Raw genomic sequence first — 22,530 nt, 5'->3', positions numbered from 1 at the left:
GGACGTGAACTACTTCGCGTCGGAGTCGCCGTCGGTCTTCTTCGGCTCTTCGTCCGTCTTTGCCTCGGCGGCCTCGGCCGGCTCCTCGGTGGCGTCGGCGGGCTCGTCGGCCGCGTCCTTCTTGCCGAGGTCGATGGGCTTGTCGTCGGAAGAGTCGGCGGCGGGCTCGTCGGTCTCGGTGAGGGAGGAAGCGTCGTCCAGGACGACTTCGGCGTCGTCCTTCAGGTCGTGCTCGATGCCGTGGACGATGCGGTTGTACTCGTCGTCGGTGAGGACGGCGCCGATCGCGTTCTTCGCGAAGAGGAGCTCGACACCGGGGCCGGCGTCGAGGAGAACCGTCTCCTCGTTGACCTCCTTGACCGTCGCGTACACGCCCCCGATCGTGCGGACGCCGGTGCCGGGTTGCATGTCACTACGCATCGACGCGGCCGCCTGCTGCTTGCGCTTGGCCGAGCGGGTCATCAGGAACATGGCCCCGATGAGCACGATGAAGGGGAGGAGGGTCACGATATTCACGGGACGGAATTTCCTTCGCACGACCGCGGCGGTGAGCGGCCTGGTGGATGGGGGTGGTCGGCGCCGCCCACAAAGGCGGCATCGGCGGAGTCTAAGCGAGTCCACGCTGATGGAACAACGCTCAGCATGGCACCGGGGTTCCTGACCCGGCCAGTGTCCCCGCCGTCACGCCCCGAACAGGTCCCCTTGTCCGTTTCCCCCGGTTGACGAGCGGGGCGGGGTGAGGCCGAGATGGGCCCATGCGGCGGGGGTGGCGACGCGTCCCCGGGGGGTGCGGGCCAGCAGACCTTCGCGTACGAGGAAGGGCTCGGCGACCTCTTCCACGGTCTCGCGCTCCTCCCCCACCGCGACCGCGAGCGTGGAGAGGCCGACCGGCCCGCCGCCGAACAGCTTGAGCAGGGCCTCCAGGACACCGCGGTCGAGCCGGTCGAGACCGCGGCCGTCGACCTCGTACACCTTGAGGGCCGCCCCGGCGATGTCCCGGGTGATGAAGCCGTCGGCCTTGACCTGCGCGTAGTCCCGGACGCGGCGCAGCAGGCGGTTGGCGATACGGGGGGTGCCGCGGGAGCGGCCGGCGATCTCGGCGGCGCCGGCGGGGTCGATCTCCACGTCGAGGAGGTTGGCCGAGCGGTGGATGACCCGCTCCAGCTCGATGGGCTCGTAGAACTCCATGTGCGCGGTGAAACCGAAGCGGTCGCGCAGCGGGGGCGGCAGCAGTCCCGCGCGCGTGGTGGCGCCGACCAGGGTGAACGGCGGGAGTTCGAGCGGGATCGCGGTGGCGCCGGGGCCCTTGCCGACGATGACGTCGACGCGGAAGTCCTCCATCGCCATGTAGAGCATCTCTTCGGCGGGCCGGGACATGCGGTGGATCTCGTCGAGGAAGAGGACCTCGCCCTCCTGGAGGGAGGAGAGGATCGCGGCGAGGTCGCCGGCGTGCTGGATGGCGGGGCCGCTGGTGATGCGGATGGGGGCGTCCATCTCGGCCGCGATGATCATCGAGAGGGTGGTCTTGCCGAGGCCGGGGGCGCCGGAGAGCAGCACGTGGTCGGCGGTGGCGCCACGCGCGCGTGCGGCGCGCAGGACCAGGTCGAGCTGTTCGCGGACCTTCTCCTGGCCGATGAACTCGCCCAGGTCCTTGGGGCGCAGGGCGGCCTCGACGGCCTGGTCCTCGCGGTCGGCGACCGAGCCCACCAGCCGCTCGGCGGCGGTCTCGTCGGTCGTGTCGTCCCAGTTCACTGACGTCTCCTAGCGGGCGCGGTTCAGGGTCTGCAGGGCGGCCTTGAGCAACTGCCCCACCTGCGGCGCCCCTTCGGCGGCCTCGGCCTGCGGTGCTACGGCGGCCACGGCCTCGTCGGCCTCGCGGGTGGCGTACCCGAGGCCGATGAGGGCCGCGTGCAGCTGGTCGCGCCAGCCGCTGGTGACCGGGGCGCCGATCGCCGGGGCGGACCCCACCGGGGCGCCGAGCCGGTCCTTGAACTCCAGCAGCAGCTTCTGCGCGCCCTTCTTGCCGATGCCGGGCACGGCCATCAGCGCCTTCTCGTCACCGGCGGCGACGGCGCGGCGCAGGGCGTCCGGGGTGTGCACGGCCAGCATGGCCTGCGCGAGCCGGGGGCCGACGCCGGTCGCGGTCTGCAGCAGCTCGAAGATCTGGCGTTCGTCGTCGTCGACGAAGCCGTACAGGGTGAGCGAGTCCTCGCGGACGACGAGGGAGGTGGCGAGCTTGGCCGGCTTGCCCAGGCGGAGCGTGGAGAGCGTGTTCGGCGTGCACTGGATCGCCATGCCGACACCGCCTACCTCCACCACCGCGGCGTCGGGAGCGAGTGCGGCGACCGTGCCACTGACGAAGGCGATCATGCGGTACGGCCTTTCGATGCGTTCGGAGTCCTGGCTGCGTGCAGGGCGACGGCCTGCTGAAGTCGGTTCTGGGCGACCGCCTGTTGGAGGCGGTTCTGTGCGGGGGCCCGCCAGATGTGGCAGATGGCGAGGGCGAGGGCGTCGGCCGCGTCGGCGGGCTTGGGGGGCGCGTCGAGCCGGAGCAGACGGGTCACCATGGCGCCGACCTGGGCCTTGTCGGCGCGCCCGCTGCCGGTGACGGCGGCCTTGACCTCGCTGGGGGTGTGCAGGGCGACCGGGATGCCACGGCGGGCGGCGCACAGCATCGCCACGGCGCTGGCCTGGGCGGTGCCCATCACCGTGCGGACGTTGTGCTGGCTGAACACCCGCTCCACGGCGACGAATTCGGGCCGGTGTTCGTCCAGCCACGCTTCGATGCCCTGCTCGATGGCGAGCAGGCGCAGCCCCAACTCGGCGTCCGCCGGGGTCCGTACGACACCTACGCCGACCATCGTGAGAGGCCGGCCCGCGACGCCCTCGACGACACCGACACCGCAGCGGGTCAAACCGGGGTCCACCCCGAGTACGCGCACTCCAACCCCCCTTCTTTGCGGCTAAACCGCCGCCGCTCTCGCGGACCTGGCTGAGCACCGTCGGAGTTCCTCAATTGATGGTTGCGGTCCGCGGTCGGTGATCTTTGACTTCCGTCAGGCTATCCGGTGCCACCGACAACGGCGGCGGGCCGATGGGACGTGTCCCGTCGGCCCGCCGAAATCCCGCTCAGCTCGCGGCAGCGCTACGCGTCGACCTTCTCCATGACCTCGTCGCTGACGTCGAAGTTGGCGAAGACGTTCTGCACGTCGTCGCTGTCCTCCAGGGCGTCGATCAGCTTGAAGATCTTGCGGGCACCCTCTTCGTCGAGCTCGACCTGCATGGTCGGGACGAAGTTGGCGTCGGCGGAGTCGTAGTCGATGCCGGCGTCCTGGAGCGCGGTGCGGACGCCGACCAGGTCGGTGGCCTCGGAGATGACCTCGAAGGACTCACCGAGGTCGTTGACCTCCTCGGCGCCCGCGTCGAGCACGGCACCCAGGACGTCGTCCTCGGACAGCTCGCCCTTGGGGACGACGACGACGCCCTTGCGGTTGAAGAGGTACGACACGGAGCCGGGGTCGGCCATGTTCCCGCCGTTGCGGGTCATGGCGACGCGGACGTCCGAGGCGGCGCGGTTGCGGTTGTCGGTGAGGCACTCGATGAGCACCGCGACACCGTTGGGGCCGTAACCCTCGTACATGATCGTCTCGTAGTCGGCGCCACCGGCTTCGAGACCGGCGCCGCGCTTGACGGCGGAGTCGATGTTCTTGTTCGGGACCGAGCTCTTCTTGGCCTTCTGGATGGCGTCGAACAGCGTCGGGTTGCCGGACACATCGGCACCACCCGTACGGGCCGCGACCTCGATGTTCTTGATCATCTTCGCGAAGAGCTTGCCGCGCTTGGCGTCGATCACGGCCTTCTTGTGCTTCGTCGTAGCCCATTTAGAGTGGCCGGACATCTGCCTGTCTCCTTCGCGTAACCCAACTCTTTACGAACCCCAGAGATCCTACTAGGACCCCGGAGTCAGGTTCGCGCGCACCATGTCGACGAACAGGGAGTGCACGCGGTGGTCGCCGGTCAGCTCCGGGTGGAACGACGTGGCGAGCGCGTTGCCCTGGCGGACCGCGACGATATGGCCCTCGTGTTCGGCGAGGACCTCGGTCTCGGCGCCGACGGACTCGACCCAGGGGGCGCGGATGAAGACGCCCTCCACAGGATCGCCCTCAATCCCCCGGACGTCGACAGCTGCTTCGAAGGACTCGTTCTGCCGTCCGAAGGCGTTGCGGCGCACGATCATGTCGATGCCGCCGATCGTCTCCTGGCCCGAGCGCGGGTCGAGGATCTTGTCGGCGAGCATGATCAGGCCGGCGCAGGTGCCGTAGACGGGCATACCGGCACGCACGCGTGCGCGCAGGGGGTCCATCAGTCCGAAGAGGACGGCCAGCTTGGAGATGGTGGTGGACTCACCCCCGGGGATGACGAGGGCGTCCACCTCGGCGAGTTCCTCGGGGCGCCTGACCTGCCTGGCCACGGCGTCGGCCGCGGCCAGGGCGATCAGGTGTTCCCGTACGTCGCCCTGGAGCGCGAGCACTCCGACTACGGGAGTGGTCATCACCAGCCCCGGTTCGCGTAACGCTCGGCCTCGGGGAGGGTGTCGCAGTTGATGCCGACCATGGCCTCGCCGAGGTTGCGGGACGCGTCCGCGATGATCTTCGGGTCGTCGTAGAACGTGGTCGCCTTCACGATGGCGGCGGCGCGCTTGGCCGGGTCGCCGGACTTGAAGATGCCGGAGCCGACGAAGACGCCCTCGGCACCGAGCTGGCGCATCAGGGCGGCGTCGGCGGGGGTGGCGACACCGCCGGCGGAGAACAGCACGACCGGGAGCTTGCCCAGCTCGGCGACCTCGCGGACCAGCTCGTACGGGGCGCGCAGGTCCTTGGCGGCGGCGTACAGCTCGTTGTTGTCGAAGCCGCGCAGGCGGGCGATCTCGTTCTTGATCTGGCGCAGGTGGCGGACCGCCTCGACGACGTTGCCGGTGCCGGCCTCGCCCTTGGAGCGGATCATCGCGGCGCCCTCGGCGATGCGGCGCAGGGCCTCGCCCAGGTTGGTGGCACCGCAGACGAAGGGGGTGGTGAAGGCGAACTTGTCGCTGTGGTTGACCTCGTCGGCCGGGGTGAGGACCTCGGACTCGTCGATGTAGTCGACGCCGAGGGACTGCAGGACCTGGGCCTCGACGAAGTGGCCGATGCGGGACTTGGCCATGACCGGGATGGAGACCGCCTCGATGATCTCCTCGATCATGTTCGGGTCGGACATCCGGGCCACTCCGCCGTCCTTGCGGATGTCGGCGGGGACCCGCTCCAGGGCCATGACGGCGACGGCGCCGGCGTCCTCGGCTATCTTCGCCTGCTCGGCGTTGACCACGTCCATGATCACACCGCCCTTGAGCTGCTCGGCCATCCCGCGCTTGACGCGCGCGGTGCCGGTCTCGGGAGTCTGGGCGGAGCTGGGGGTGCTGGACACGGGGTGACCTCACTCGGTGAAAGAGGGCTGCTGCAGTACCGAGGAAACGCGAGAGATGCAGGCCACAGCAAGGGCCAATGAACACCCGGTGGATCGTTTTCGAACCGCTGTGCCCCAGGGGCAACCGCTACGCGGCCCGGTCGACCAGTGCCGCCGGTGGCTCGTCGTCCATTTCGAAGGCCATGGGGAAGGGGGCGTGTCCAGCCAAACGGAACCAGCGGACCTTGCGGTGTTCGCGGAGGCGGCGGGCCGCGCCCACGGCGTCGTTGTGGAAGCGCCGGGCCATTGGGACGCGGCGTACCGACTCGGCGAGTTCGCGGGCCGCCGCCTCTCCGCCGGGGGCCTCGCGGACGCCCTCGACCTGCGGGGGCTCGGCGAAGACGGCGCGCAGGGCCTGGCTCAACTCGCTCTCGGCGACCTCCCGTTGCTCCTCCTCGGCCTGCCGGGCGGCGTGCGCGGCCTCGTAGAGGACGATCGAGGCGGCCGGGTCGAGGACGCCCGAGGTGGCCAACTCCTGTGTCACCGAGGCGCGGCGCAGCAGTTGGGCGTCGAGTGCCGCGCGGGCCGCGTCGATCCGGGCGTGCAGCCGGTCGAGCCGGCCCGCGGTCCAGCTCAGGTACAGGCCGATCGCCACGAGGGCGACGAGGATCCAGATCAGGGTTGGCGTCACGGGCGGCAAGGCTACCGGGCGGCGGTCACGGTCCCGTCAGGTCCCACGCGCACCGGAAACCCCCGTGCCCCGTCGAGGAGTCGGGGGTGTTCTTCGAGCGGGCGGCGACCCGGTAGCGGTGGCAGTAGGAGGCGTGGCAGAGGTACGAGCCGCCGCGGATCACGCGTTCCTCGCCGCCCGGTACGAAGCGGTCGGCGCACCACTCCCACACGTTGCCCGATGTGTTGAACAGGCCGAAGGCATTGGGCTCGTACGCGTCCACGGGGACCGTGCCCGTCGCGCCACCGGTGCGGGTGCTGGTCCTGGGGAAGTCGCCCTGCCAGGTATTCAGCCGCTCCGGGGCGAAATCGTCACCCCAGGGATAGCGCCGGTCGTCGAGGCCACCCCGTGCCGCGTACTCCCACTCGGCCTCGGTGGGCAGCCGGGCGCCCGCCCAGGCGCAGTAGGCGAGGGCATCGTGGTGTGAGACATGCACTACGGGATGGTCCGCACGTCCGACGACATCGGAACCAGGGCCCTCCGGTGCTCTCCAGGAGGCGCCTGCCACGCCGAGCCACCAGGGTGCCGCCTCGACCTGGCCGAACACGGCGTCCCGCGCGCGGGGGTGCAGCAGCAGGTGGAACACGAACGAACTGCCGTACCGCTCCGCCTCGGTGACGTATCCGGTGTCGTCCACGAAGTGGCCGAAGCGCGCGTTGGTGACGGCGGTCGCGTCGATGCGGAACGGCTCGACGGTCACCGTACGGACGGGTCCCTCCGCGTCCTCCGGGTAGCCCTCGTCGAAGGCGTCGCCCATGCGGAACTCACCGCCGGGCAGGGCGATCGCGCGGGTGTCGTCGGCGGATCGGCCGACGGGCACCCCGAGTTGGAAAACCGAACCGCCCTCCCCGCGCGCGGGAGAGCAGCACGCCCCCGCGCGGTCGCCGTCCCGCACCTCAGTCCCGGGCCAGCCCGAACCGCGCCCGCAGACCGGTGCGTTCGTCGGTGGCGACGGCCGCCGCGCCGGCGGTCACGGTCTCGTACACGGACAGGATGTCGGCCCCGACCGTCGACCAGTCGAAGCGCCGCACATGGGCGCTCCCGCTCCGCCGCAGCTGCGCCAGCCGCTCCGGGTCGCCCAGGAGTCGTACGGCCGCCTCGGCGAGGGTGTGCGGGTCCTCGTTGGTGAACAGCTCGCCGGCCGCGCCCTGGTCGAGGACCTGCGCGAAGGCGGGCAGGTCGGAGGCGAGGACCGGGGCGCCCGCCGACATGGCCTCGACGAGGATGATGCCGAAGCTCTCGCCGCCGGTGTTGGGGGCGACGTAGAGGTCGATGCTGCGCAGGAAGCGGGCCTTGTCGTCGTCGCTGATCATGCCGAGGAACTCGACGCGTGAGCGCAGTTCCTCGGGGAGCGTCTCGACGGCCTCCTCCTCGTCGCCGCGCCCGGCGATCAGGAGCCTCGCGTTCGGCCGCTCGGCGAGGATTCTCGGCAGGGCCTTCATCAGCACCGGGAGGCCCTTGCGGGGTTCGTCGATGCGCCCTATGAAGCCGATCGTCTCCCCCTGCCACTCGGGCTTGGGTTCGGCGCGGGCGAAGAAGTCGACGTCGACGCCGTTCGGGATGACGACCGCGTCCCCGCCGAGGTGTTCGACGAGCGTGCGGCGGGCGTACTCGCTCACGGCGATCCGCGCGCTGATCTTCTCCAGCGCGGCCTGCAGGATCGCGTACGCGGCGATCATCGCCCGGGAGCGCGGGTTTGAGGTGTGGAAGGTGGCGACGATCGGGCCCTGCGCGGCCCAGCACGCCAGCAGGCCGAGGGACGGCGAGGTCGGCTCGTGGATGTGGATGACGTCGAACTCGCCGTCGTGCAGCCAGCGTCGGACCCGCGCGGCGGACAGGAAGCCGAAGTTCAGCCGGGCCACCGAGCCGTTGTACGGCACCGGGACCGCACGCCCCGCCGAGACGACGTACGGCGGCAGCGGGGTGTCGTCGTCGGCCGGAGCCAGGACGGACACCTCGTGGCCGAGCCGGATGAAGTACTCGGCGAGGTCTCTGATGTGGAACTGGACGCCGCCCGGGACGTCCCAGGAGTAGGGGCAGACGATGCCGATCCTCACGAGGGTCCCTTCGTGGGGTCGAGATCCGCGAGCCACAAGCGCTGCAGCATGTGCCAGTCCTCCGGGTGGTCGGCGATGCCGGTGGCGAAGGCGTCTGCCAGCGCCTGTGTCATGACAGACGTCTTCTCGGCCCGGTCACCTGACTCGGGGACCTCGACGGGCGGATGGACCCGTCCCTGCATGACCGGCGAGTCGTCGTACCAGAGCGTCACCGGGAGCAGCAGCGCGCCCGTCTGCTGGGCGAGGAGGGCAGGTCCGGCGGGCATCCGGGTGGCCTCGCCGAAGAACTCGACCTCGACCCCGGAGGCGGACAGGTCGCGCTCGGCGACCAGGCAGACCAGGCCGCCGTCGCGCAGCCGCCGGGCGAGCGTGCCGAAGGCGGTGCCGCCGCTGTGCGGCAGGACCTCCATTCCGAGGCCCTCGCGGTAGGCGACGAACCGGTCGTAGAGCGTCTCCGGCTTGAGGCGTTCGGCGACCGTCGTGAACGGCGTGGCCAGCTTGGTGGTGACCCAGGCGCCGGCGAGATCCCAGTTGGCGAGGTGCGGCAGCGCGAGGATGACACCGCGGCCGGAGGCGATGCCGTCGGTCAGGTAGTGCACGTCCTTGGGGTCGAAGCCCGTCTTGACGCGCTCGGGGCTCCAGGCGGGGAGCCGGAAGGACTCCATCCAGTAGCGGAGGTACGACCGCATGCCCGCGCGCGAGAGCTCGGCGAGCCGCTCGGCGCTCGCGTCGGGCACCACGCGCGCGTAGTTGCTCTCCAGCCGGCGTACGCCCTTGCCGCGCCGCTTCCAGGCGAGGTCGGCGATGGTGCGGCCGAGCCGGACGGCGACCGGCTCGGGGAGCTTCTTGACGGTGCTCCAGCCGAGGCCGTAGAGCGCGTCGGTCAGCCGCTCCTGGGCACTGCTCACGGGGTCGCCCCGGTGCTGTGCTGCTCGGTTTCCTGAGCCGCGGCGGCGTCGGCCTCGGCGGCCTCCTTGCGGACCGTGACGACCCGCTGGATCAGCGTGACCAGGCTGCCGACGGCGACGATCCACAGCGCGATCGGCAGCAGCCACTGGATGCCGGGGACACCGAACTTGTGCAGGCCGGCGAGGCCGCACGCGACGAGTGAGATCACCAGTCGCTCGGCCCGCTCGACCAGGCCGTTGACGGCGACCGGCAGGCCGATCGACTCGCCTCGCGCCTTGGTGTACGACACCACCTGGCCGCTGGCCAGGCAGAAGATCGAGACGGCGCACAGGGCGATGTTGTCGCCGCCGCCCGCGTACCAGAGGGCCAGGCCGCCGAAGACCGCGCTGTCGGCGACCCGGTCGAGGGTGGAGTCCAGGAAGGCGCCCCAGCGGCTGGAGCGGCCCAGCTGGCGGGCCATGTTGCCGTCGACGAGGTCGGAGAACACGAACAGCGTGATCACGACCGTGCCCCAGAAGAACTCGCCCATGGGGTAGAAGACCAGCGCGCCCGCGACCACTCCGGCGGTGCCGAGGAGGGTGACCGTGTCGGGGCTGACGCCCCGGCGGATCAGAAACGCGGCGAACGGCGTGAGGACACGCGTGAAGAATGCACGCGCGTACTTGTTCAGCATGGCCTTCCCGAGGGTCGGTGTCGCCGCGCGGCCCCTGCTGGCCACCGGCTGGCCCATCGTAGCCACGCGCGCGCGTGGGCGGCCGCCGGGCACCCGCGTGCCCATGTTTTTGAATGGCTGCAGCACGAGGCGATGCCATCGGTGTCACGGCCGGATCGCGTCCGCTGTATGGACGCACCGTGACGGGCGTGGAAAGCTCGAACCACCGCGGGCGTCATCGGAGCCGCCACCGCACGCGGCACCGTGTGTCCGCGCCCACAGTGACCTCACCGTGCACGGGAGGCAAGGCCATGGGCGACAAGGCGAACGCACACCCCGGAGCCGCCGGCAGGGCTACGGCGGCCGACCACCCCGCGTCCGTACGGAATGTGGTGCTGGTCGGCCACTCCGGATCGGGCAAGACGACTCTGGTGGAGGCCCTCGCGCTGACCGCGGGGGCGGTGAACCGGGCGGGCCGCGTGGAGGACGGCGGCACCGTCTCCGACTACGACGAGATCGAGCACCGCCAGCAGCGCTCGGTACAGCTCTCCCTGGTGCCCGTCGACTGGGACGGGTACAAGGTCAATCTTCTCGACACCCCCGGATACGCCGATTTCGTCGGCGAGTTGAGGGCCGGTCTGCGTGCGGCGGACGCGGCCCTCTTCGTCGTCTCGGCCTCCGACGGCGTGGACGGCTCGACCCGCATGGTGTGGGAGGAGTGCGCGGCGGTCGGCATGCCGCGGGCCATCGTCATCACGCACCTGGAGTCGGCGCGCGCGGACTTCGAGGCGATGATCCGGAACTGCGCGGAGGCGTTCGGCGCGGACGACCCCGACGCCGTACTCCCGCTGTATCTGCCGCTGCGCGGCGCGCCGGGGCCCGACGGGCACGCGCCCGTGACCGGTCTGGTGGGGCTGCTGTCGCAGAAGCTGTTCGACTACGCGTCCGGGGAGCGCAAGGAGTCCGAGCCTGGGCCCGACCAGGTGCCGGGGATCGAGGAGGCCCGCAACCGGCTGATCGAGGGGATCATCTCGGAGAGCGAGGACGAGACCCTCATGGACCGCTATCTCGGCGGCGAGGAGATCGACGTCAGGACGCTGATCGCGGACCTGGAGCGAGCCGTCGCGCGCGGGGTGTTCTTCCCCGTGCTGGCCGCCGCTCCGGCCGCCGAGGGCGCCCGCCAGGGTCTGGGCACGGTCGAGCTCCTGGAGCTGATCACGCGCGGTTTCCCGACCCCACTGGAGCGCGAGGCGCCCGGGGTCACCACGGTCGACGGCAGGGCGCGGGAGCTGAAGGCGTGCGACCCGAACGGGCCGCTGGTCGCCGAGGTCGTGAAGACCGCCTCCGACCCGTACGTCGGCCGGGTCTCCCTGGTCCGCGTCTTCTCCGGCACCCTGCGCCCCGACGAGACGATCCATGTCTCCGGGCACGGGCTCGCCGACCGAGGGCACGAGGACCACGACGTCGACGAACGCGTCGGCGCCCTGTCCGCGCCCTTCGGCAAACAGCAGCGGGCGCTCACGCACTGCATCGCGGGCGACCTCGCGTGCGTGGCGAAGCTGGGCCGCGCGGAGACCGGGGACACCCTCTCGGCCAAGGACGACCCGCTCCTCATGGAGCCATGGGAGATGCCCGACCCGCTGCTGCCGCTCGCCATCCAGGCGCACAGCAAGGCGGACGAGGACAAGCTCTCACAGGGCCTGAGCAGGCTCGTCGCCGAGGACCCCACCATGCGCCTGGAACAGAACCAGGACACCCACCAGGTCGTCCTGTGGTGCCTCGGCGAGGCCCACGCGGACGTCGCCCTGGAACGGCTGCGCAGCCGCTACGGCGTCCAGGTCGACGTCGTCCCGCACAAGGTCTCCCTGCGGGAGACGTTCGCCGCCAAGGCGCAGGGGCGCGGCCGGCACGTCAAACAGTCCGGCGGGCACGGGCAGTTCGCGATCTGCGAGATCGAGGTCGAACCCCTGCCGGGCGGCACGGGCATCGAGTTCGTGGACAAGGTCATCGGCGGCGCGGTGCCCCGGCAGTTCATCCCGTCGGTGGAGAAGGGCGTTAGGGCCCAGGCGGCGAGGGGAGTTGCGGCCGGGCATCCGCTTCTCGACGTACGGATCACGCTCCTGGACGGCAAGGCGCACTCGGTGGACTCCTCGGACGCCGCGTTCCAGACGGCCGGCGCGCTGGCCCTGCGGGAGGCGGCGGCGGACGCGAAGATCCATCTCCTCGAACCGGTGGCCGAGGTGACCGTGCTGGTCGGCGACGACTACGTGGGCGCGGTCATGAGCGACCTGTCCGGGCGGCGCGGCCGGGTGCTCGGCACCGAGCAGACGACCGGCGGGCGCACACTGATCCGGGCCGAGGTCCCCGAGATCGAGATCGGCCGCTACGCCGTCGACCTCCGCTCCCTCTCCCACGGCTCGGCACGCTTCAACCGCACCTACGTCCGCCATGAACCGATGCCTCCGCAGATCGCCGAACGGATCCGCGAACAGGTGGGCGACGTCTAGGAGTTGATACCGGACGGCTCACTTGTGGCTTGCGACGACCCACAAGAGGCCTAAATGGAACGGTCTGTTCCGGGTAGACGGGCGGCTTCGGTCGTCCGCCTACGGATGTCAGTGATGGCCGATACGCTGATGACCTGATCAACAGGTGTGCGGAGCACGGAAGTCGGGAAAGCCGCAGAAGCGGGAGCAGCGGCGATCGGGGGCGGGAATGACCGTTGACAGCGGTTATGGGGACATCTTCGGACCACAGGTGCCGCGTACGGGCAACGAGGGCCAGACGGCGACCTTCGCGCTGGCCTCGGCGGCCTACCGGGACAACCCGGTCGCGGACATCAAGAAGGCCGACAACGAATGGCACCAGACGACCGTCGACGAGGGCCGCAAGTGGGCGACGATCTTCCGCCCCAACCTCGGTGAGGCGTTCGCCGGAGCCGTAGTGGCCCGCATGCTCGGCCCCGGCCGCAAACCGCTCATCCAGTCGTTCGGCACCGAGCCCCAGGCCGTCGTCGAACACGCCCTGGCGGCCAACAACATCCGCCGCGCGCGGGACAACAGGCTGTCCATGATCATGGTGCTGTGCGGCCTGCTGTTCCTGCCCGGGCTCATCGTCTGGCTGCTGGTCTTCCAGCTGCGCAGCCTGATCGACAAACGCACCCAGACCAACAAGCGGGCCGGCGCGATCGCCACGACCCTGCTCGTCGCGGTGGGCGCGGTCGCCGTGATCTTCCTGGTCAAGATGCCCTTCGCGGGCTTCTGGTCCTGGTACGCGCGCGCGTGCGTCGTCCTCCCCGTGGTCGGCTGGCTGTGGGCCAAGCAGGTCTGCGAGAACACCGCGAAGGATCTGCGCGGGCGCTGGGACAGCCTGCTCTCCGGCAGCAGTGTCGGCGCCAAGGTCCCCGAGGCGGTGCCGACCAGCCCCGGCGAGACCCAGGCCGAGCAGCTCCGCCAGTCCCTCGCCAAGCTCAGCGCCGAGCAGCAGTCCAACTCGATCTTCTACGCCGGCCCCAAAGGCATCCTCGGCATGGGCACCCGCTGGGGCAGCTGGCAGCTCGCCGAGGACCTGATCGCGCGCGACGCCGACCGGGAGATCCACCCCTTCCGCAGCTGGGACGTCATCCGCAACATCCATGACGACCTGCGCATGCTGGAGCGGAACACGATCAACACCGGCGGCTTCCCGAAGGCGTCGGTACGGCACTGGATCGTCACGCCGGTCGGCGAGGGTGCCAAGGCGGTGTCCCGGCCGGACGGCACGGACGTGGAGGCGTACCAGGTCAAGTCGCACGCGATACAGGACATCTGCAACAAGCAGCAGTTCGGCAGCGGCGAGCGGCACTACCTGGGCGTGCAGTGGACGCTCTGGGAAGGGCAGTTGGTCATCACGATGATGATCACGGTGACCGTGCTGCACAAGACGCTGCGCATCGAGATCACCGGGCACGCCCTGGGTCCCGTGAACTCACTGTTCACCGGCAAGCCCGAGGCCCCGACGAAGGACGTGCAGAAGACCTTGAAGCCGTGGGAGACCCGCAAGGTCAAACTCCCGCTGGTCCCCGCCGACGAGGTGGTACGGCTCGCGGTCCGCGCCCCGATCACCTGGTACCCGCCGCTGCTCAACTGGCTCGGCGGTTCCATGTCCCTGCCCGAGCCGTTCGGCCTGCGGCACGCCTGGGCCGACCAGCCCTGGCGCCACCGCTTCATGGCGGACGACGCGCTGCGCGCCGCGACACCGGTACTGCGCGTGGTGCACGCGGCCGCGATCCGCGTCCTCGACGAGAACGGCGTCGACACGGAGAAGTTCGGCAACCGCTCGTCGTTCCTCAGCACGAACGTGCAGGACGCGTCACCGAGGAAGGCCGACCTCTACGACGCGTAGCCGGTCCCCGTCGCGTGGCTCACGCCGTGGGCCACGCGTCCGCCAGCATCTTCCGGGTGTCCGCGAGGAGTTGGGGCAGCACCTTGGTGTGGCCCACCACCGGCATGAAGTTGGTGTCGCCGCCCCAGCGCGGGACGATGTGCTGGTGCAGATGGGCGGCGATGCCCGCGCCCGCCACGCTCCCCTGGTTCATGCCGATGTTGAAGCCGTGGGCGCCGGACGCGGTGCGCAGGGCCGTCATCGCCTGCTTGGTGAGCGCCGCGAGCTCCACGGTCTCCGCGTCGGTCAGGTCGGTGTAGTCGGCGACATGGCGGTAGGGCACCACCATCAGATGGCCGCCGTTGTACGGATACAGATTGAGCACCCCGTACACCAGCTCACCGCGCCTGACGATCAACCCGTCCTCGTCCGATTTCGCCGGAATCGAGCAGAAGGGGCAACCGTCGTCGGCACCGGGGCCGGTCGGCTTGTTCTCGCCCTGGATGTAGGCCATCCGGTGGGGCGTCCACAGGCGCTGGAACGCGTCCGGCGTGCCCACTCCGATCTGCTGCTCCGGCTCACTCGTCATGCAAGTCAGCATATGGCTTCGCTCGTTCGCGGCGTGTCGCCGGGGTTGCGGGAAGGCCGTCCCGGGCCAAGCTGGGGCGATGGACGACAACAGCCGCACGGCCCGCTGGGAGCGGTGGGCGGGGATTCCGCTCGGGGTGGCATCCCTGGTCTATCTCGGCTCGTACGCGGTGTGGGTCCTCGGAGAGGACCTGCCCCAGCCCGTGCGCGATCTGTTCCTGGCCGTGATGGCCGCGAGCTGGGCGCTGTTCGTCGTGGACTACGCGGTGCGCTGGTCGCTGAGCGGCCAGAGGCTGCACTTCGTCCACCGCCACTGGCTGGACACGGTGGTCGTGGTGCTGCCGTTGCTGCGGCCGGTACGTGTCGTGCGGGTCTACGACGCGCTGCAGCAGCGCCGCGGGGAGCGACCCACCATGTCCCTGCAGGGGCGGGTGATCCTGTACGCGGGCCTGTCGACCGGGCTGCTCGGCTTCGCCTGCTCCCTCTCCGTGTACCGCTTCGAGCACACGGCCCCGAACGCGACGATCCGTACCTTCGGCGACTCGCTGTGGTGGGCGGCCTCCACCTTGTCGACCGTGGGCTACGGCGATGTCGCTCCAGTGACGCTGCCGGGACGGCTGGTCGCCGCGGTGCTCATGGGCTGCGGGCTGGCCCTGCTGGGCGCGGTGACGGGCTCGTTCTCGTCGTACCTCATGCAGCGGTTCGCGCGAGGGGAGGACGAGGAAAGGCCCCCGGGGAGCTGAGCTCTCCGAGGGCCCACCGTCACACAGGCGTCGGGTCAGACCTGCGCCCGCTCCTCCACGACCTTCACGATCTTCGCGATGGCCGCGTCGAACGCGATGCCGTTCTCCTGCGAGCCGTCCCGGTAGCGGAAGGACACCGTGCCGCCGTTCATGTCCTCGTCGCCGACGATGACCATGAACGGCACCTTCTGCTTCTGCGCGTTGCGGATCTTCTTCTGCATCCGGTCCGAGGACGAGTCGACCTCGACGCGCAGCCCCTTCTTCTTGGCCGCCACGGCGAACTTCTCCAGGTACTCGACATGCGAGTCCCCGATCGGAATCCCGACCGCCTGCACCGGCGCCAGCCAAGCCGGGAAGGCACCCGCGTAGTGCTCCAGGAGCACGGCGAAGAACCGCTCGATGGAACCGAACAGCGCACGGTGGATCATGACCGGCCGCTGCTTGGAGCCGTCCGGGCCGGTGTACTCCAGGTCGAACCGCTCCGGCAGGTTGAAGTCGAGCTGGACGGTCGACATCTGCCAGGTCCGGCCGATCGCGTCCTTCGTCTGGACGGAGATCTTCGGCCCGTAGAACGCGGCCCCGCCCGGGTCGGGTACGAGCGGCAGCCCCTGCTTCTCGGCGACCTGGCGCAGCGTCTCCGTCGCCTCTTCCCAGACCTCGTCCGAGCCGACGAACTTCTCCGGGTCCTTGGTCGACAGCTCCAGGTAGAAGTCCGTCAGGCCGTAGTCCCGCAGCAGGTTCAGGACGAAGGTGAGCGTCTTGTCCAGCTCGTCGGCCATCTGCTCGCGCGTGCAGTAGATGTGCGCGTCGTCCTGCGTGAAACCGCGGGCCCGGGTGAGGCCGTGCACGACGCCGGACTTCTCGTACCGGTACACGGTCCCGAACTCGAAGAGCCGCAGCGGCAGTTCACGGTAGGAACGGCCTCGCGCGTCGAAGATCAGGTTGTGCATCGGGCAGTTCATGGGCTTGAGGTAGTAGTCCACGCCCTCGTCGAGCTGCATGGGCGGGTACATGCCGTCGGCGTACCAGTCCAGGTGCCCGGACGTCTCGAAGAGTTTCCCCTTCGTCGCGTGCGGGGTGTAGACGAACTCGTAGCCCTCCTCCTCGTGGCGGCGCCGCGAGTAGTCCTCCATGACCCGGCGGACGACACCGCCCTTGGGGTGGAAGACCGCCAGGCCGGAGCCGATCTGGTCCGGGATGGAGAAGAGGTCCAGCTCGTTGCCCAGCTTGCGGTGGTCGCGCTTCTCGGCCTCGATCAGGAAGTCGAGGTGCGCCTTCAGCTCCTCCTTGGAGGGCCAGGCGGTGCCGTAGATGCGCTGGAGCATCGGGTTCTTCTCGCTGCCGCGCCAGTACGCGGCGGCGTTGCGCATCAGCTTGAACGCCGGGATGTTGCGGGTGGTGGGCAGGTGGGGACCGCGGCAGAGGTCCTTCCAGCACAGGTCGCCGGTCTTGGCGTCGAGGTTGTCGTAGATCGTCAGCTCGCCGCCACCGACCTCGACGTCCGCGCCGTCGTCGGTCGAGGCGGAGCCCTTGATGCCGATCAGTTCGAGCTTGTACGGCTCGTTCGCCAGCTCCGCGCGGGCGTCCTCGTCGGTCACCACGCGCCGCGAGAAGCGCTGGCCGCGCTTCTGGATCTCCTGCATCTTCTTCTCGATGGCCTTGAGATCCTCGGGCGTGAACGGCCGCTCGACGTCGAAGTCGTAGTAGAAGCCGTCCTTGACCGGCGGGCCGATGCCGAGCTTGGCCTCGGGGAACAGCTCCTGCACGGCCTGGGCCATGACGTGCGCGGTGGAGTGGCGCAGGATGTTGAGGCCGTCGGCGGAGGAGATCTCGACGCCCTCGACCTCGTCCCCCTCGGAGACGACGTAGGCCAGGTCCTTGAGCTCTCCGGCCACGCGCGCGGCGATGATCGAGCGCTCGCCGGCGAAGAGCTCGGCGGCCGTCGTGCCCGTCGTCACCGTGCGCTCTTCCCGCTCGGAATCGCGTTGGATGATCACGCGGACGTCTGACACCGGTCTCTCCTGACTGCGGGGTGGATGCGGCGCCATACCGTGAGCGCGCGCAATAGGGGATCGTACCGACCCTAAGGGGCCCACCGCGAAACGGTTGCCCCTGGGCTCCCCTCCCTCAGTCCTCCCCGCTGCACGCCTCCTCGAAGAAGGCAGTGCTCTCCCCGTGCCCCTGGATTGACTTCATCAGCCGGTCCCGCTCCGCCTCGTCCACCTGCACGGGTACGACCCCGGAGGCGCCGGTCAGCCTGCGGAAGCCGCCCCGGCTCTCCAGCCGCCCGTGCACCCGGACCGGGAGCCCGACGAGGTGGGCGTGACCGGCTATGCGGTACGACTCCTCGTCCAGGGTCATGCGGACGTGCCCGACCTCGGCGCCGGCGATCACCTGCATCCGTACGGTGCCCTCGCCGCGCGGCCCCGACCTGCGCATCCGCACCACCGAGCCGGTGATGCGCACGGGCATGGAGGGTTCCTCGCGCAGATAGCGGGCCCCGGCCGCGCGCAGTACGGGCAGGTCGCCGGGCGAGAACTCGACGGCCTCGGCGGGGGCGGCACAGCCCTCGGGGACGCCCGCGGCCGGCGCCCACTCGACGGCGATCCGGGCGCCCTCGGTGCCGCGCACGAGCGCGACGACGGCTTCGGTCAACTCGCGGCTGACGCCCGCCTCGACGGCCCCGTCGAAGGCGTCCATGCCGCCGGTGGCCCGCTCGTAGTCGATGGCCTCGCGGGTGGCGTACAGGGCCTGGTGCAGGCGTACGGCGAGGATGCGGCCGGTGTCGACGGGGACGAACGCGGTGAGCTGCCGGCCGCCGGGGGCCGAGCCGACGAGGACGTGTTCCAGGGACGCGGCGGCGGGGCGGCGGTGGCGGGCGCCGTAGTAACCGGCACGCGCGCGGGTGGCGAGGGCGGCGGCGAGCAGCATCTGGCGGGCGGCGGCGCGGAGTTGTTCCTCGACGGTCCAGGGCGCGGTGCCGGCCGGGCCGGTGGGGATGTCCCGCCACCAGCGGATCTCGTCGCTCGGTACGGCGAGGCCGACGAGGACCTCGCGGGCGGAGGGGGTGTTGCTGCGGGCGAGGGCGATGAGCGCCTCGCCGAGGAGGTCGTCGCTGTCGGGGAAGGCCCGGCTCTCGGGGACCAGCAGGCTGGTGCCCGAGCCGCCGGGCCCGGGTGGGGTCCAGCGGCCGTAGCGTCCGGGGGCGCCGCCGCGCCGCTGCCAGCCGTGCCGGCGCAGCAGGGCGCCGAGGACGGCGGGGTCGACCTGGCCGGGCTCGGGGGGACGCTCCCAGGAGGAGGTGTCCACGGGATGCGGCCGTACCTGCCTCAGGTGTTCCTCGACCGGGCGGTCCCTCACGGCCTGCCGCCCGTCCCGACCCGCGTCATGATCTCGCACAGCGCCCGGTCGTCGAAGATGCGCGCGGTCGGTATGCGCACGGTGGTCCGGGTCCGGCCGGTGATCGCGTGACCGGCGAGATTGACCCAGTAGCAGCAGTGCCGCAGGTCGAGCCGGTCGTGGCTGGCGCGCAGCCAGTCGTCCTGGGAACGCGGGACGAGCATCACGACCAGGATCTTGTGCACCGAGACCGGGGTGCGGGCGAGCTTGCGCAGGTGGTCGTTGTCGAGGGTGAAGGAGAAGGAGCGGCCGGGCGGGTTCGGCGGGATCTGGTAGGTGCACTTGAGCTGCACCTTGATGGTGACCTCGTCGTCGACGGTGTGCCCCGGCGAGCCGTGACTGACGTGCCAGTCGATGCCGTTGTCCGGAAAGGGCTGCGACAGCGAGCAGCCGGCCGCGGCGGCGACGGCGTGCAGATAGCCCACCTGCAACGTTTCCATGCAGGCGGTGGTGGCGAGCGATCCGCGATGGGGTGCCGTCCGTTCGGGCAGCAGCCCGCCCCGCTCGGGCTGCGCTATCACCATGAGCAAATCGCCTTCCACGCCAAGTGTTTCCCCGTACCGGGCCGCTGAACTGCAAAGACCCGTACTCCTGTTGTGTCCTTCCGGCGTACGGCGCAAACAGCACGGGTATCACCAAACAGGCAGAAGACGGTGCGTCAGCTGCCGTGGGTGAACGAGGAGTTGTGTACGTATGACGTGCTGGTACGAGGGCCCGTTGGCCGCGTTCGACACGGAGACCACGGGCGTGGATGTGGAGACCGACCGGATCGTGTCGGCCGCCGTCGTCGTCCAGGACGCCCCCGGCACCCGTCCCCGGGTCTCCCGGTGGCTGGTGAACCCGGGGGTGCCGGTGCCCGCCGGGGCGACGGCGATCCATGGACTGACGGATGAGCATCTTCAGCGCAACGGCCGCTGGCCCGCGCCGGTGATGCACGAGATAGCCGACGAGCTGGCCGAACAGGCGGCCATGGGACGCCCGTTGGTGGTGATGAACGCACCGTTCGACCTGACGCTCCTGGACCGCGAGCTGCGCCGGCACCGCGCGTCCTCGCTGGACCACTGGTTCGAGTCGGCGGCGCTGCGGGTGCTGGACCCCCGGGTCCTCGACAAACACCTGGACCGCTACCGCAAGGGCCGCCGCACCCTCACCGACCTGTGCGAGCACTACGGTGTCACGCTGGAGGGCGCGCACGACGCGGGCGCGGACGCGCTGGCCTCCCTGGAGGTGGTACGGGCCCTGGGCCGCCGCTTCGCGACCAGGCTGGAGCGCCTGTCCCCCGCCGAGCTGCACACGCTGCAGTCGACGTGGCACGCGGCGCAGGCGCGAGGACTGCAGGCGTGGTTCACGCGCAGCGGTACACCGGAGGTGGTGAGCACGGACTGGCCGCTCCGGCCGGGCCTGGCCGAAGCGGCCTGACGGTGTGGGGTCGCGTCCCCACACCTCACCAGGAGCCGCCGCCTCCACCACCGGCGCCGCCACCGACTCCGCCGCTGGAGGAACCGCCGCCGGAGCCAGAACTCCCTGAGCTGGAGGCCGCGTCGGCCGCGGAGACGACGGCGGCGAGCAGGACGTCACCGACGCCCAGCGAGAGACTCCGCCTCGCTCTCGCCGCCGAGGCCGAGGCGCCGACGGCCTGTTCCCAGGCGGCCTCGACACCCAGGAGACCGCCCAGGCCGCGTAGCGGTCCGCGGTCTCCGCGGCGGGAGGTGCGTCGGGGCAGCCGGCCGGGTCGGCCAAGTAGCGCCGGAACGCCTCGACTTGGAGACAGAGAGCGCTGCCGCGAGGGGTACGGCTGTCCAGCTCCCAGCCGCGGGCGACCACGGCGAGACCGAGACCGGCGACCACGGCACCCGCCAGCAGGACGGGAAGTCCGGCCGCGATGCGATGGCCGTTCAGCACACCGCCGGTGACCACGAGGACGAACCCGAGGAGCACCACGCCCAGTTGGACCATCAGCCGCTCACGGAGCCGCCGGGTGAGGGTCGTGTCCCACAGGCCGCTCGCCTCGCGCCAGTTGTCCAGCTTCCCTGAGAGGTCCTCCCAGCCCGCCTTGAACGACGGGTTACGGAAGCCGAGGGCCAGGCTGGTGCCGCCGGTGAACATCCGGTCCAGTACGTCCCTGATCTCCCGGTTCACCGGACGCCCGTGCCGCTTCAGGACCGGATGCTGATCGTCTCCCTCGATGGTGAGATGCCCGTGCGGGCGAGCCGCTCGACCTCGACGCGCCGTACCCGCCCGCCGTCCCCCTGCACCCGGTCGCGCCCGAGGAACCGCAGTACGCAGAGCGTCAGCGTGACAGCGGCCAGGGCGACGGCGAGGAACAGCCCGCCGTTGCGCAGCGGTTGCGGAAGGGAGGTGCCAGCGGCATTGCCCGTGGGCGCTGTTGGCAGCGCCGCCGGGGCTCGGTCCTGCTCTTGGCTGTGGTGGCGTGGGGCGTGCGGCCCTCGTGTCCGTTGAGCCTGTCGAGTTTGACGACGACCGCGTCGGTGACCGTGTACTGGATTCGGTAGCGGTGCACTCCCCCGACCGTGCGGTTGCGGTCGCCCACCTTGAGTCGCTCGGCGTAGGACTCCTTGCCGTTCTCGTCCCGGTAGGAGTCGCCGTAAGTGCTCGCGTAGGGAACCTTGTGACCGTCCATGGTGGCCCGGACGTCGTCGGCGTCGAAGTCCGCGTCCGGTACGTCACGGTAGATGCCGTGCGTCTGGCCCGAGTGCCCGAAGTCGTAGTCGATGACCTCCGTGACCCGGGCGCTCCCGTCGGCGCGGATCTCGGCGCCGACCCACATCGAGGTGACCCGCTCCGTGTTCGAGAGCGCCTGGCAGCCGGCACCGATCCCGCCGAACACCATCAGCACGAAGACGATCACGGCCAACGACCGTATGCGGCGCCGCCGCAGGGACGTGACCTTCCCCCGTCTCCTTCTCCGTCTCTTGCCTTCTCCGTCACGCATGAGGCCCCCCTCAAGACGCACAACGGACACGAAGACGTGCCCGGGATACGAAAAAACCGGCCCGCTGATGCGGACCGGTTTTCCCCGGTGGGCGATACTGGGTTCGAACCAGTGACCTCTTCGGTGTGAACGAAGCGCTCTCCCACTGAGCTAATCGCCCGGGAACGGACTGAACAATACAGGCCCCCGCCGGTTTCCTTCAAACCGCTTCCAGGTGCGCGAGCAGCCCGCGCCGTCCGGCCCGCATCATCAGCGCGTGGTTGAGCCGGAACACCGGCCGCCCGGGTACGGCGAACCGCCTGAGCAGCGGCCGGTTCAGGTCGACCACCTGGTCGTAGCGGGCGAGCGTGCCGGTGCCGTCGGCCGTGAGCGTCCAGCGCGCCCAGCCCTCCAGATCTCCGGTCATCGCGATCTCCAGCACCCCGGCGGCCTGATCGCGCCGCACTTCGCGCGCGGTGAAGGTCAGCGCGTACGGCAGGCTCGCGCGGATGCGGATGACGCCGGTGGTGTCGTCGAGCTGGTTGACCTCGCGCACCTGCGGCCACCAGCGCGGATACTCCTCGGCCCGCTCCAGGACCGGGTAGACGACGGCGGGCGGCGCGGGCAGCTCCCATCGGGCGCGGAAGCGGTAATGGGTCCAGTCCATAGCGGGAGTCTGCCCGCTGGGCGGCCCGTCTCCCGGCAATCGGGGGCGT

22 protein-coding genes, 1 tRNA gene and 1 pseudogene are annotated in these 22,530 nt (G+C 70.5%); 4 read left to right on the top strand and 20 right to left on the bottom strand.

Features of this window, described 5'->3' with window-relative positions; genetic code table 11:
* Positions 1 to 9 precede the first annotated feature (9 nt).
* The 12 genes from yajC to pgsA all read right to left on the bottom strand — a co-directional run bounded on the left by yajC (position 10) and on the right by pgsA (position 9,868).
* Entirely contained in the window at positions 10 to 516 is a 507-nt protein-coding gene (gene yajC / locus OH768_RS42405; protein WP_406461816.1) for a preprotein translocase subunit YajC, read from the bottom strand.
* A 165-nt stretch (positions 517 to 681) separates the two neighbouring features.
* Complete coding sequence (gene ruvB / locus OH768_RS42400; protein WP_406461814.1) at positions 682 to 1,752, bottom strand: Holliday junction branch migration DNA helicase RuvB; 1,071 nt, start codon at positions 1,750 to 1,752, stop codon at positions 682 to 684.
* Positions 1,753 to 1,761: 9 nt separating this feature from the next.
* The gene (ruvA, locus tag OH768_RS42395; protein ID WP_019059777.1) at positions 1,762 to 2,370 is read right to left on the bottom strand and encodes a Holliday junction branch migration protein RuvA; all 609 of its coding nucleotides are present in this window, start codon (positions 2,368 to 2,370) and stop codon (positions 1,762 to 1,764) included.
* A complete protein-coding gene (gene ruvC, locus OH768_RS42390) occupies positions 2,367 to 2,942 on the bottom strand; it encodes a crossover junction endodeoxyribonuclease RuvC (protein WP_406461812.1) in 576 nt (191 codons plus the stop codon). Before ruvC ends, ruvA begins: the two co-directional genes overlap by 4 nt.
* A gap of 203 nt (positions 2,943 to 3,145) precedes the next feature.
* A complete protein-coding gene (locus tag OH768_RS42385) occupies positions 3,146 to 3,898 on the bottom strand; it encodes a YebC/PmpR family DNA-binding transcriptional regulator (protein ID WP_406461811.1) in 753 nt (250 codons plus the stop codon).
* 51 nt (positions 3,899 to 3,949) lie between these two features.
* Positions 3,950 to 4,552, bottom strand: coding sequence for a pyridoxal 5'-phosphate synthase glutaminase subunit PdxT (pdxT, locus tag OH768_RS42380; protein ID WP_406461810.1), 603 nt, complete (start codon positions 4,550 to 4,552; stop codon positions 3,950 to 3,952).
* Positions 4,552 to 5,400, bottom strand: coding sequence for a pyridoxal 5'-phosphate synthase lyase subunit PdxS (pdxS, locus tag OH768_RS42375; RefSeq protein WP_234468195.1), 849 nt, complete (start codon positions 5,398 to 5,400; stop codon positions 4,552 to 4,554). The genes pdxT and pdxS overlap by 1 nt, the downstream gene beginning before the upstream one ends.
* A 190-nt stretch (positions 5,401 to 5,590) precedes the next feature.
* On the bottom strand, positions 5,591 to 6,133 hold the full coding sequence (locus tag OH768_RS42370; protein WP_406461809.1) for a hypothetical protein: 543 nt from the start codon (positions 6,131 to 6,133) through the stop codon (positions 5,591 to 5,593).
* Positions 6,134 to 6,158: 25 nt separating this feature from the next.
* Positions 6,159 to 6,992 (bottom strand): formylglycine-generating enzyme family protein, encoded by an 834-nt coding sequence (locus tag OH768_RS42365; protein ID WP_406461807.1) that lies wholly within the window; start codon positions 6,990 to 6,992, stop codon positions 6,159 to 6,161.
* A 76-nt stretch (positions 6,993 to 7,068) separates the two neighbouring features.
* On the bottom strand, positions 7,069 to 8,229 hold the full coding sequence (locus OH768_RS42360; protein WP_406461805.1) for a glycosyltransferase family 4 protein: 1,161 nt from the start codon (positions 8,227 to 8,229) through the stop codon (positions 7,069 to 7,071).
* A complete protein-coding gene (locus OH768_RS42355) occupies positions 8,226 to 9,137 on the bottom strand; it encodes a phosphatidylinositol mannoside acyltransferase (protein ID WP_406461803.1) in 912 nt (303 codons plus the stop codon). Before OH768_RS42355 ends, OH768_RS42360 begins: the two co-directional genes overlap by 4 nt.
* Entirely contained in the window at positions 9,134 to 9,868 is a 735-nt protein-coding gene (gene pgsA, locus OH768_RS42350; RefSeq protein ID WP_406465673.1) for a phosphatidylinositol phosphate synthase, read from the bottom strand. Before pgsA ends, OH768_RS42355 begins: the two co-directional genes overlap by 4 nt.
* 233 nt (positions 9,869 to 10,101) lie before the next feature.
* On the opposite strand from pgsA, the gene OH768_RS42345 reads away from it, so the two are divergent.
* Positions 10,102 to 12,297 carry an elongation factor G-like protein EF-G2 gene (locus OH768_RS42345; RefSeq protein WP_406461801.1) on the top strand — a complete coding sequence of 732 codons (2,196 nt, stop codon included), beginning with the start codon at positions 10,102 to 10,104 and terminating at the stop codon, positions 12,295 to 12,297.
* 208 nt (positions 12,298 to 12,505) lie between these two features.
* On the top strand, positions 12,506 to 14,173 hold the full coding sequence (locus tag OH768_RS42340; RefSeq protein ID WP_406461799.1) for a hypothetical protein: 1,668 nt from the start codon (positions 12,506 to 12,508) through the stop codon (positions 14,171 to 14,173).
* 19 nt (positions 14,174 to 14,192) lie between these two features.
* On the opposite strand, the gene OH768_RS42335 is transcribed toward OH768_RS42340, so the two are convergent.
* On the bottom strand, positions 14,193 to 14,753 hold the full coding sequence (locus OH768_RS42335) for an HIT domain-containing protein (RefSeq protein ID WP_019066352.1): 561 nt from the start codon (positions 14,751 to 14,753) through the stop codon (positions 14,193 to 14,195).
* A gap of 67 nt (positions 14,754 to 14,820) precedes the next feature.
* Between OH768_RS42335 and OH768_RS42330 the strand changes: the two genes are divergently transcribed.
* The gene (locus OH768_RS42330; protein ID WP_406461797.1) at positions 14,821 to 15,483 is read left to right on the top strand and encodes a potassium channel family protein; all 663 of its coding nucleotides are present in this window, start codon (positions 14,821 to 14,823) and stop codon (positions 15,481 to 15,483) included.
* 35 nt (positions 15,484 to 15,518) lie between these two features.
* Here the strand turns inward: OH768_RS42330 and thrS are convergent, their stop codons facing one another.
* From thrS to OH768_RS42315, 3 genes are all read right to left on the bottom strand, one after another.
* Positions 15,519 to 17,495 carry a threonine--tRNA ligase gene (gene thrS, locus OH768_RS42325; RefSeq protein ID WP_406461796.1) on the bottom strand — a complete coding sequence of 659 codons (1,977 nt, stop codon included), beginning with the start codon at positions 17,493 to 17,495 and terminating at the stop codon, positions 15,519 to 15,521.
* 115 nt (positions 17,496 to 17,610) lie between these two features.
* Positions 17,611 to 18,843: a hypothetical protein gene (locus OH768_RS42320; protein WP_406465672.1), complete on the bottom strand. Its 1,233-nt coding sequence runs from the start codon at positions 18,841 to 18,843 to the stop codon at positions 17,611 to 17,613.
* Complete coding sequence (locus tag OH768_RS42315; RefSeq protein ID WP_093624554.1) at positions 18,840 to 19,406, bottom strand: DUF4365 domain-containing protein; 567 nt, start codon at positions 19,404 to 19,406, stop codon at positions 18,840 to 18,842. The genes OH768_RS42320 and OH768_RS42315 overlap by 4 nt, the downstream gene beginning before the upstream one ends.
* Positions 19,407 to 19,575: 169 nt before the next feature.
* Between OH768_RS42315 and OH768_RS42310 the strand changes: the two genes are divergently transcribed.
* Positions 19,576 to 20,301, top strand: coding sequence for a 3'-5' exonuclease (locus OH768_RS42310; protein WP_406461795.1), 726 nt, complete (start codon positions 19,576 to 19,578; stop codon positions 20,299 to 20,301).
* 342 nt (positions 20,302 to 20,643) lie between these two features.
* On the opposite strand, the pseudogene OH768_RS42305 reads toward OH768_RS42310, so the two are convergent.
* From OH768_RS42305 to OH768_RS42290, 4 genes and pseudogenes are all read right to left on the bottom strand, one after another.
* Positions 20,644 to 21,021: pseudogene (locus OH768_RS42305) on the bottom strand (hypothetical protein); the annotation flags it as partial.
* 151 nt (positions 21,022 to 21,172) lie between these two features.
* Entirely contained in the window at positions 21,173 to 21,751 is a 579-nt protein-coding gene (locus OH768_RS42300; RefSeq protein WP_406461794.1) for a DUF2207 domain-containing protein, read from the bottom strand.
* A gap of 172 nt (positions 21,752 to 21,923) precedes the next feature.
* Positions 21,924 to 21,995: transfer RNA gene (locus OH768_RS42295), tRNA-Val, on the bottom strand.
* A 39-nt stretch (positions 21,996 to 22,034) separates the two neighbouring features.
* A complete protein-coding gene (locus OH768_RS42290) occupies positions 22,035 to 22,481 on the bottom strand; it encodes an SRPBCC family protein (protein WP_406461792.1) in 447 nt (148 codons plus the stop codon).
* Positions 22,482 to 22,530: the final 49 nt, after the last annotated feature.

Source organism: Streptomyces sp. NBC_01622 (assembly GCF_045209635.1).
GTDB lineage: Bacteria > Actinomycetota > Actinomycetes > Streptomycetales > Streptomycetaceae > Streptomyces.
The sequence above is the reverse complement of the archived record's forward strand: the minus strand, read 5'-3'. Positions and strand labels throughout refer to the sequence as shown.

Coding starts and splice junctions, on each gene's coding strand:
- ruvA (WP_019059777.1), bottom strand. CDS start 2,370: ATGATCGCCTTCGTCAGTGGCACGGTCGCCGCACTCGCTCCCGACGCC.
- OH768_RS42385 (WP_406461811.1), bottom strand. CDS start 3,898: ATGTCCGGCCACTCTAAATGGGCTACGACGAAGCACAAGAAGGCCGTG.
- pdxT (WP_406461810.1), bottom strand. CDS start 4,552: ATGACCACTCCCGTAGTCGGAGTGCTCGCGCTCCAGGGCGACGTACGG.
- pdxS (WP_234468195.1), bottom strand. CDS start 5,400: ATGGCCGAGCAGCTCAAGGGCGGTGTGATCATGGACGTGGTCAACGCC.
- pgsA (WP_406465673.1), bottom strand. CDS start 9,868: ATGGGCCAGCCGGTGGCCAGCAGGGGCCGCGCGGCGACACCGACCCTC.
- OH768_RS42345 (WP_406461801.1), top strand. CDS start 10,102: ATGGGCGACAAGGCGAACGCACACCCCGGAGCCGCCGGCAGGGCTACG.
- OH768_RS42340 (WP_406461799.1), top strand. CDS start 12,506: ATGACCGTTGACAGCGGTTATGGGGACATCTTCGGACCACAGGTGCCG.
- OH768_RS42335 (WP_019066352.1), bottom strand. CDS start 14,753: ATGCTGACTTGCATGACGAGTGAGCCGGAGCAGCAGATCGGAGTGGGC.
- OH768_RS42330 (WP_406461797.1), top strand. CDS start 14,821: ATGGACGACAACAGCCGCACGGCCCGCTGGGAGCGGTGGGCGGGGATT.
- OH768_RS42315 (WP_093624554.1), bottom strand. CDS start 19,406: ATGGTGATAGCGCAGCCCGAGCGGGGCGGGCTGCTGCCCGAACGGACG.
- OH768_RS42310 (WP_406461795.1), top strand. CDS start 19,576: ATGACGTGCTGGTACGAGGGCCCGTTGGCCGCGTTCGACACGGAGACC.
- OH768_RS42290 (WP_406461792.1), bottom strand. CDS start 22,481: ATGGACTGGACCCATTACCGCTTCCGCGCCCGATGGGAGCTGCCCGCG.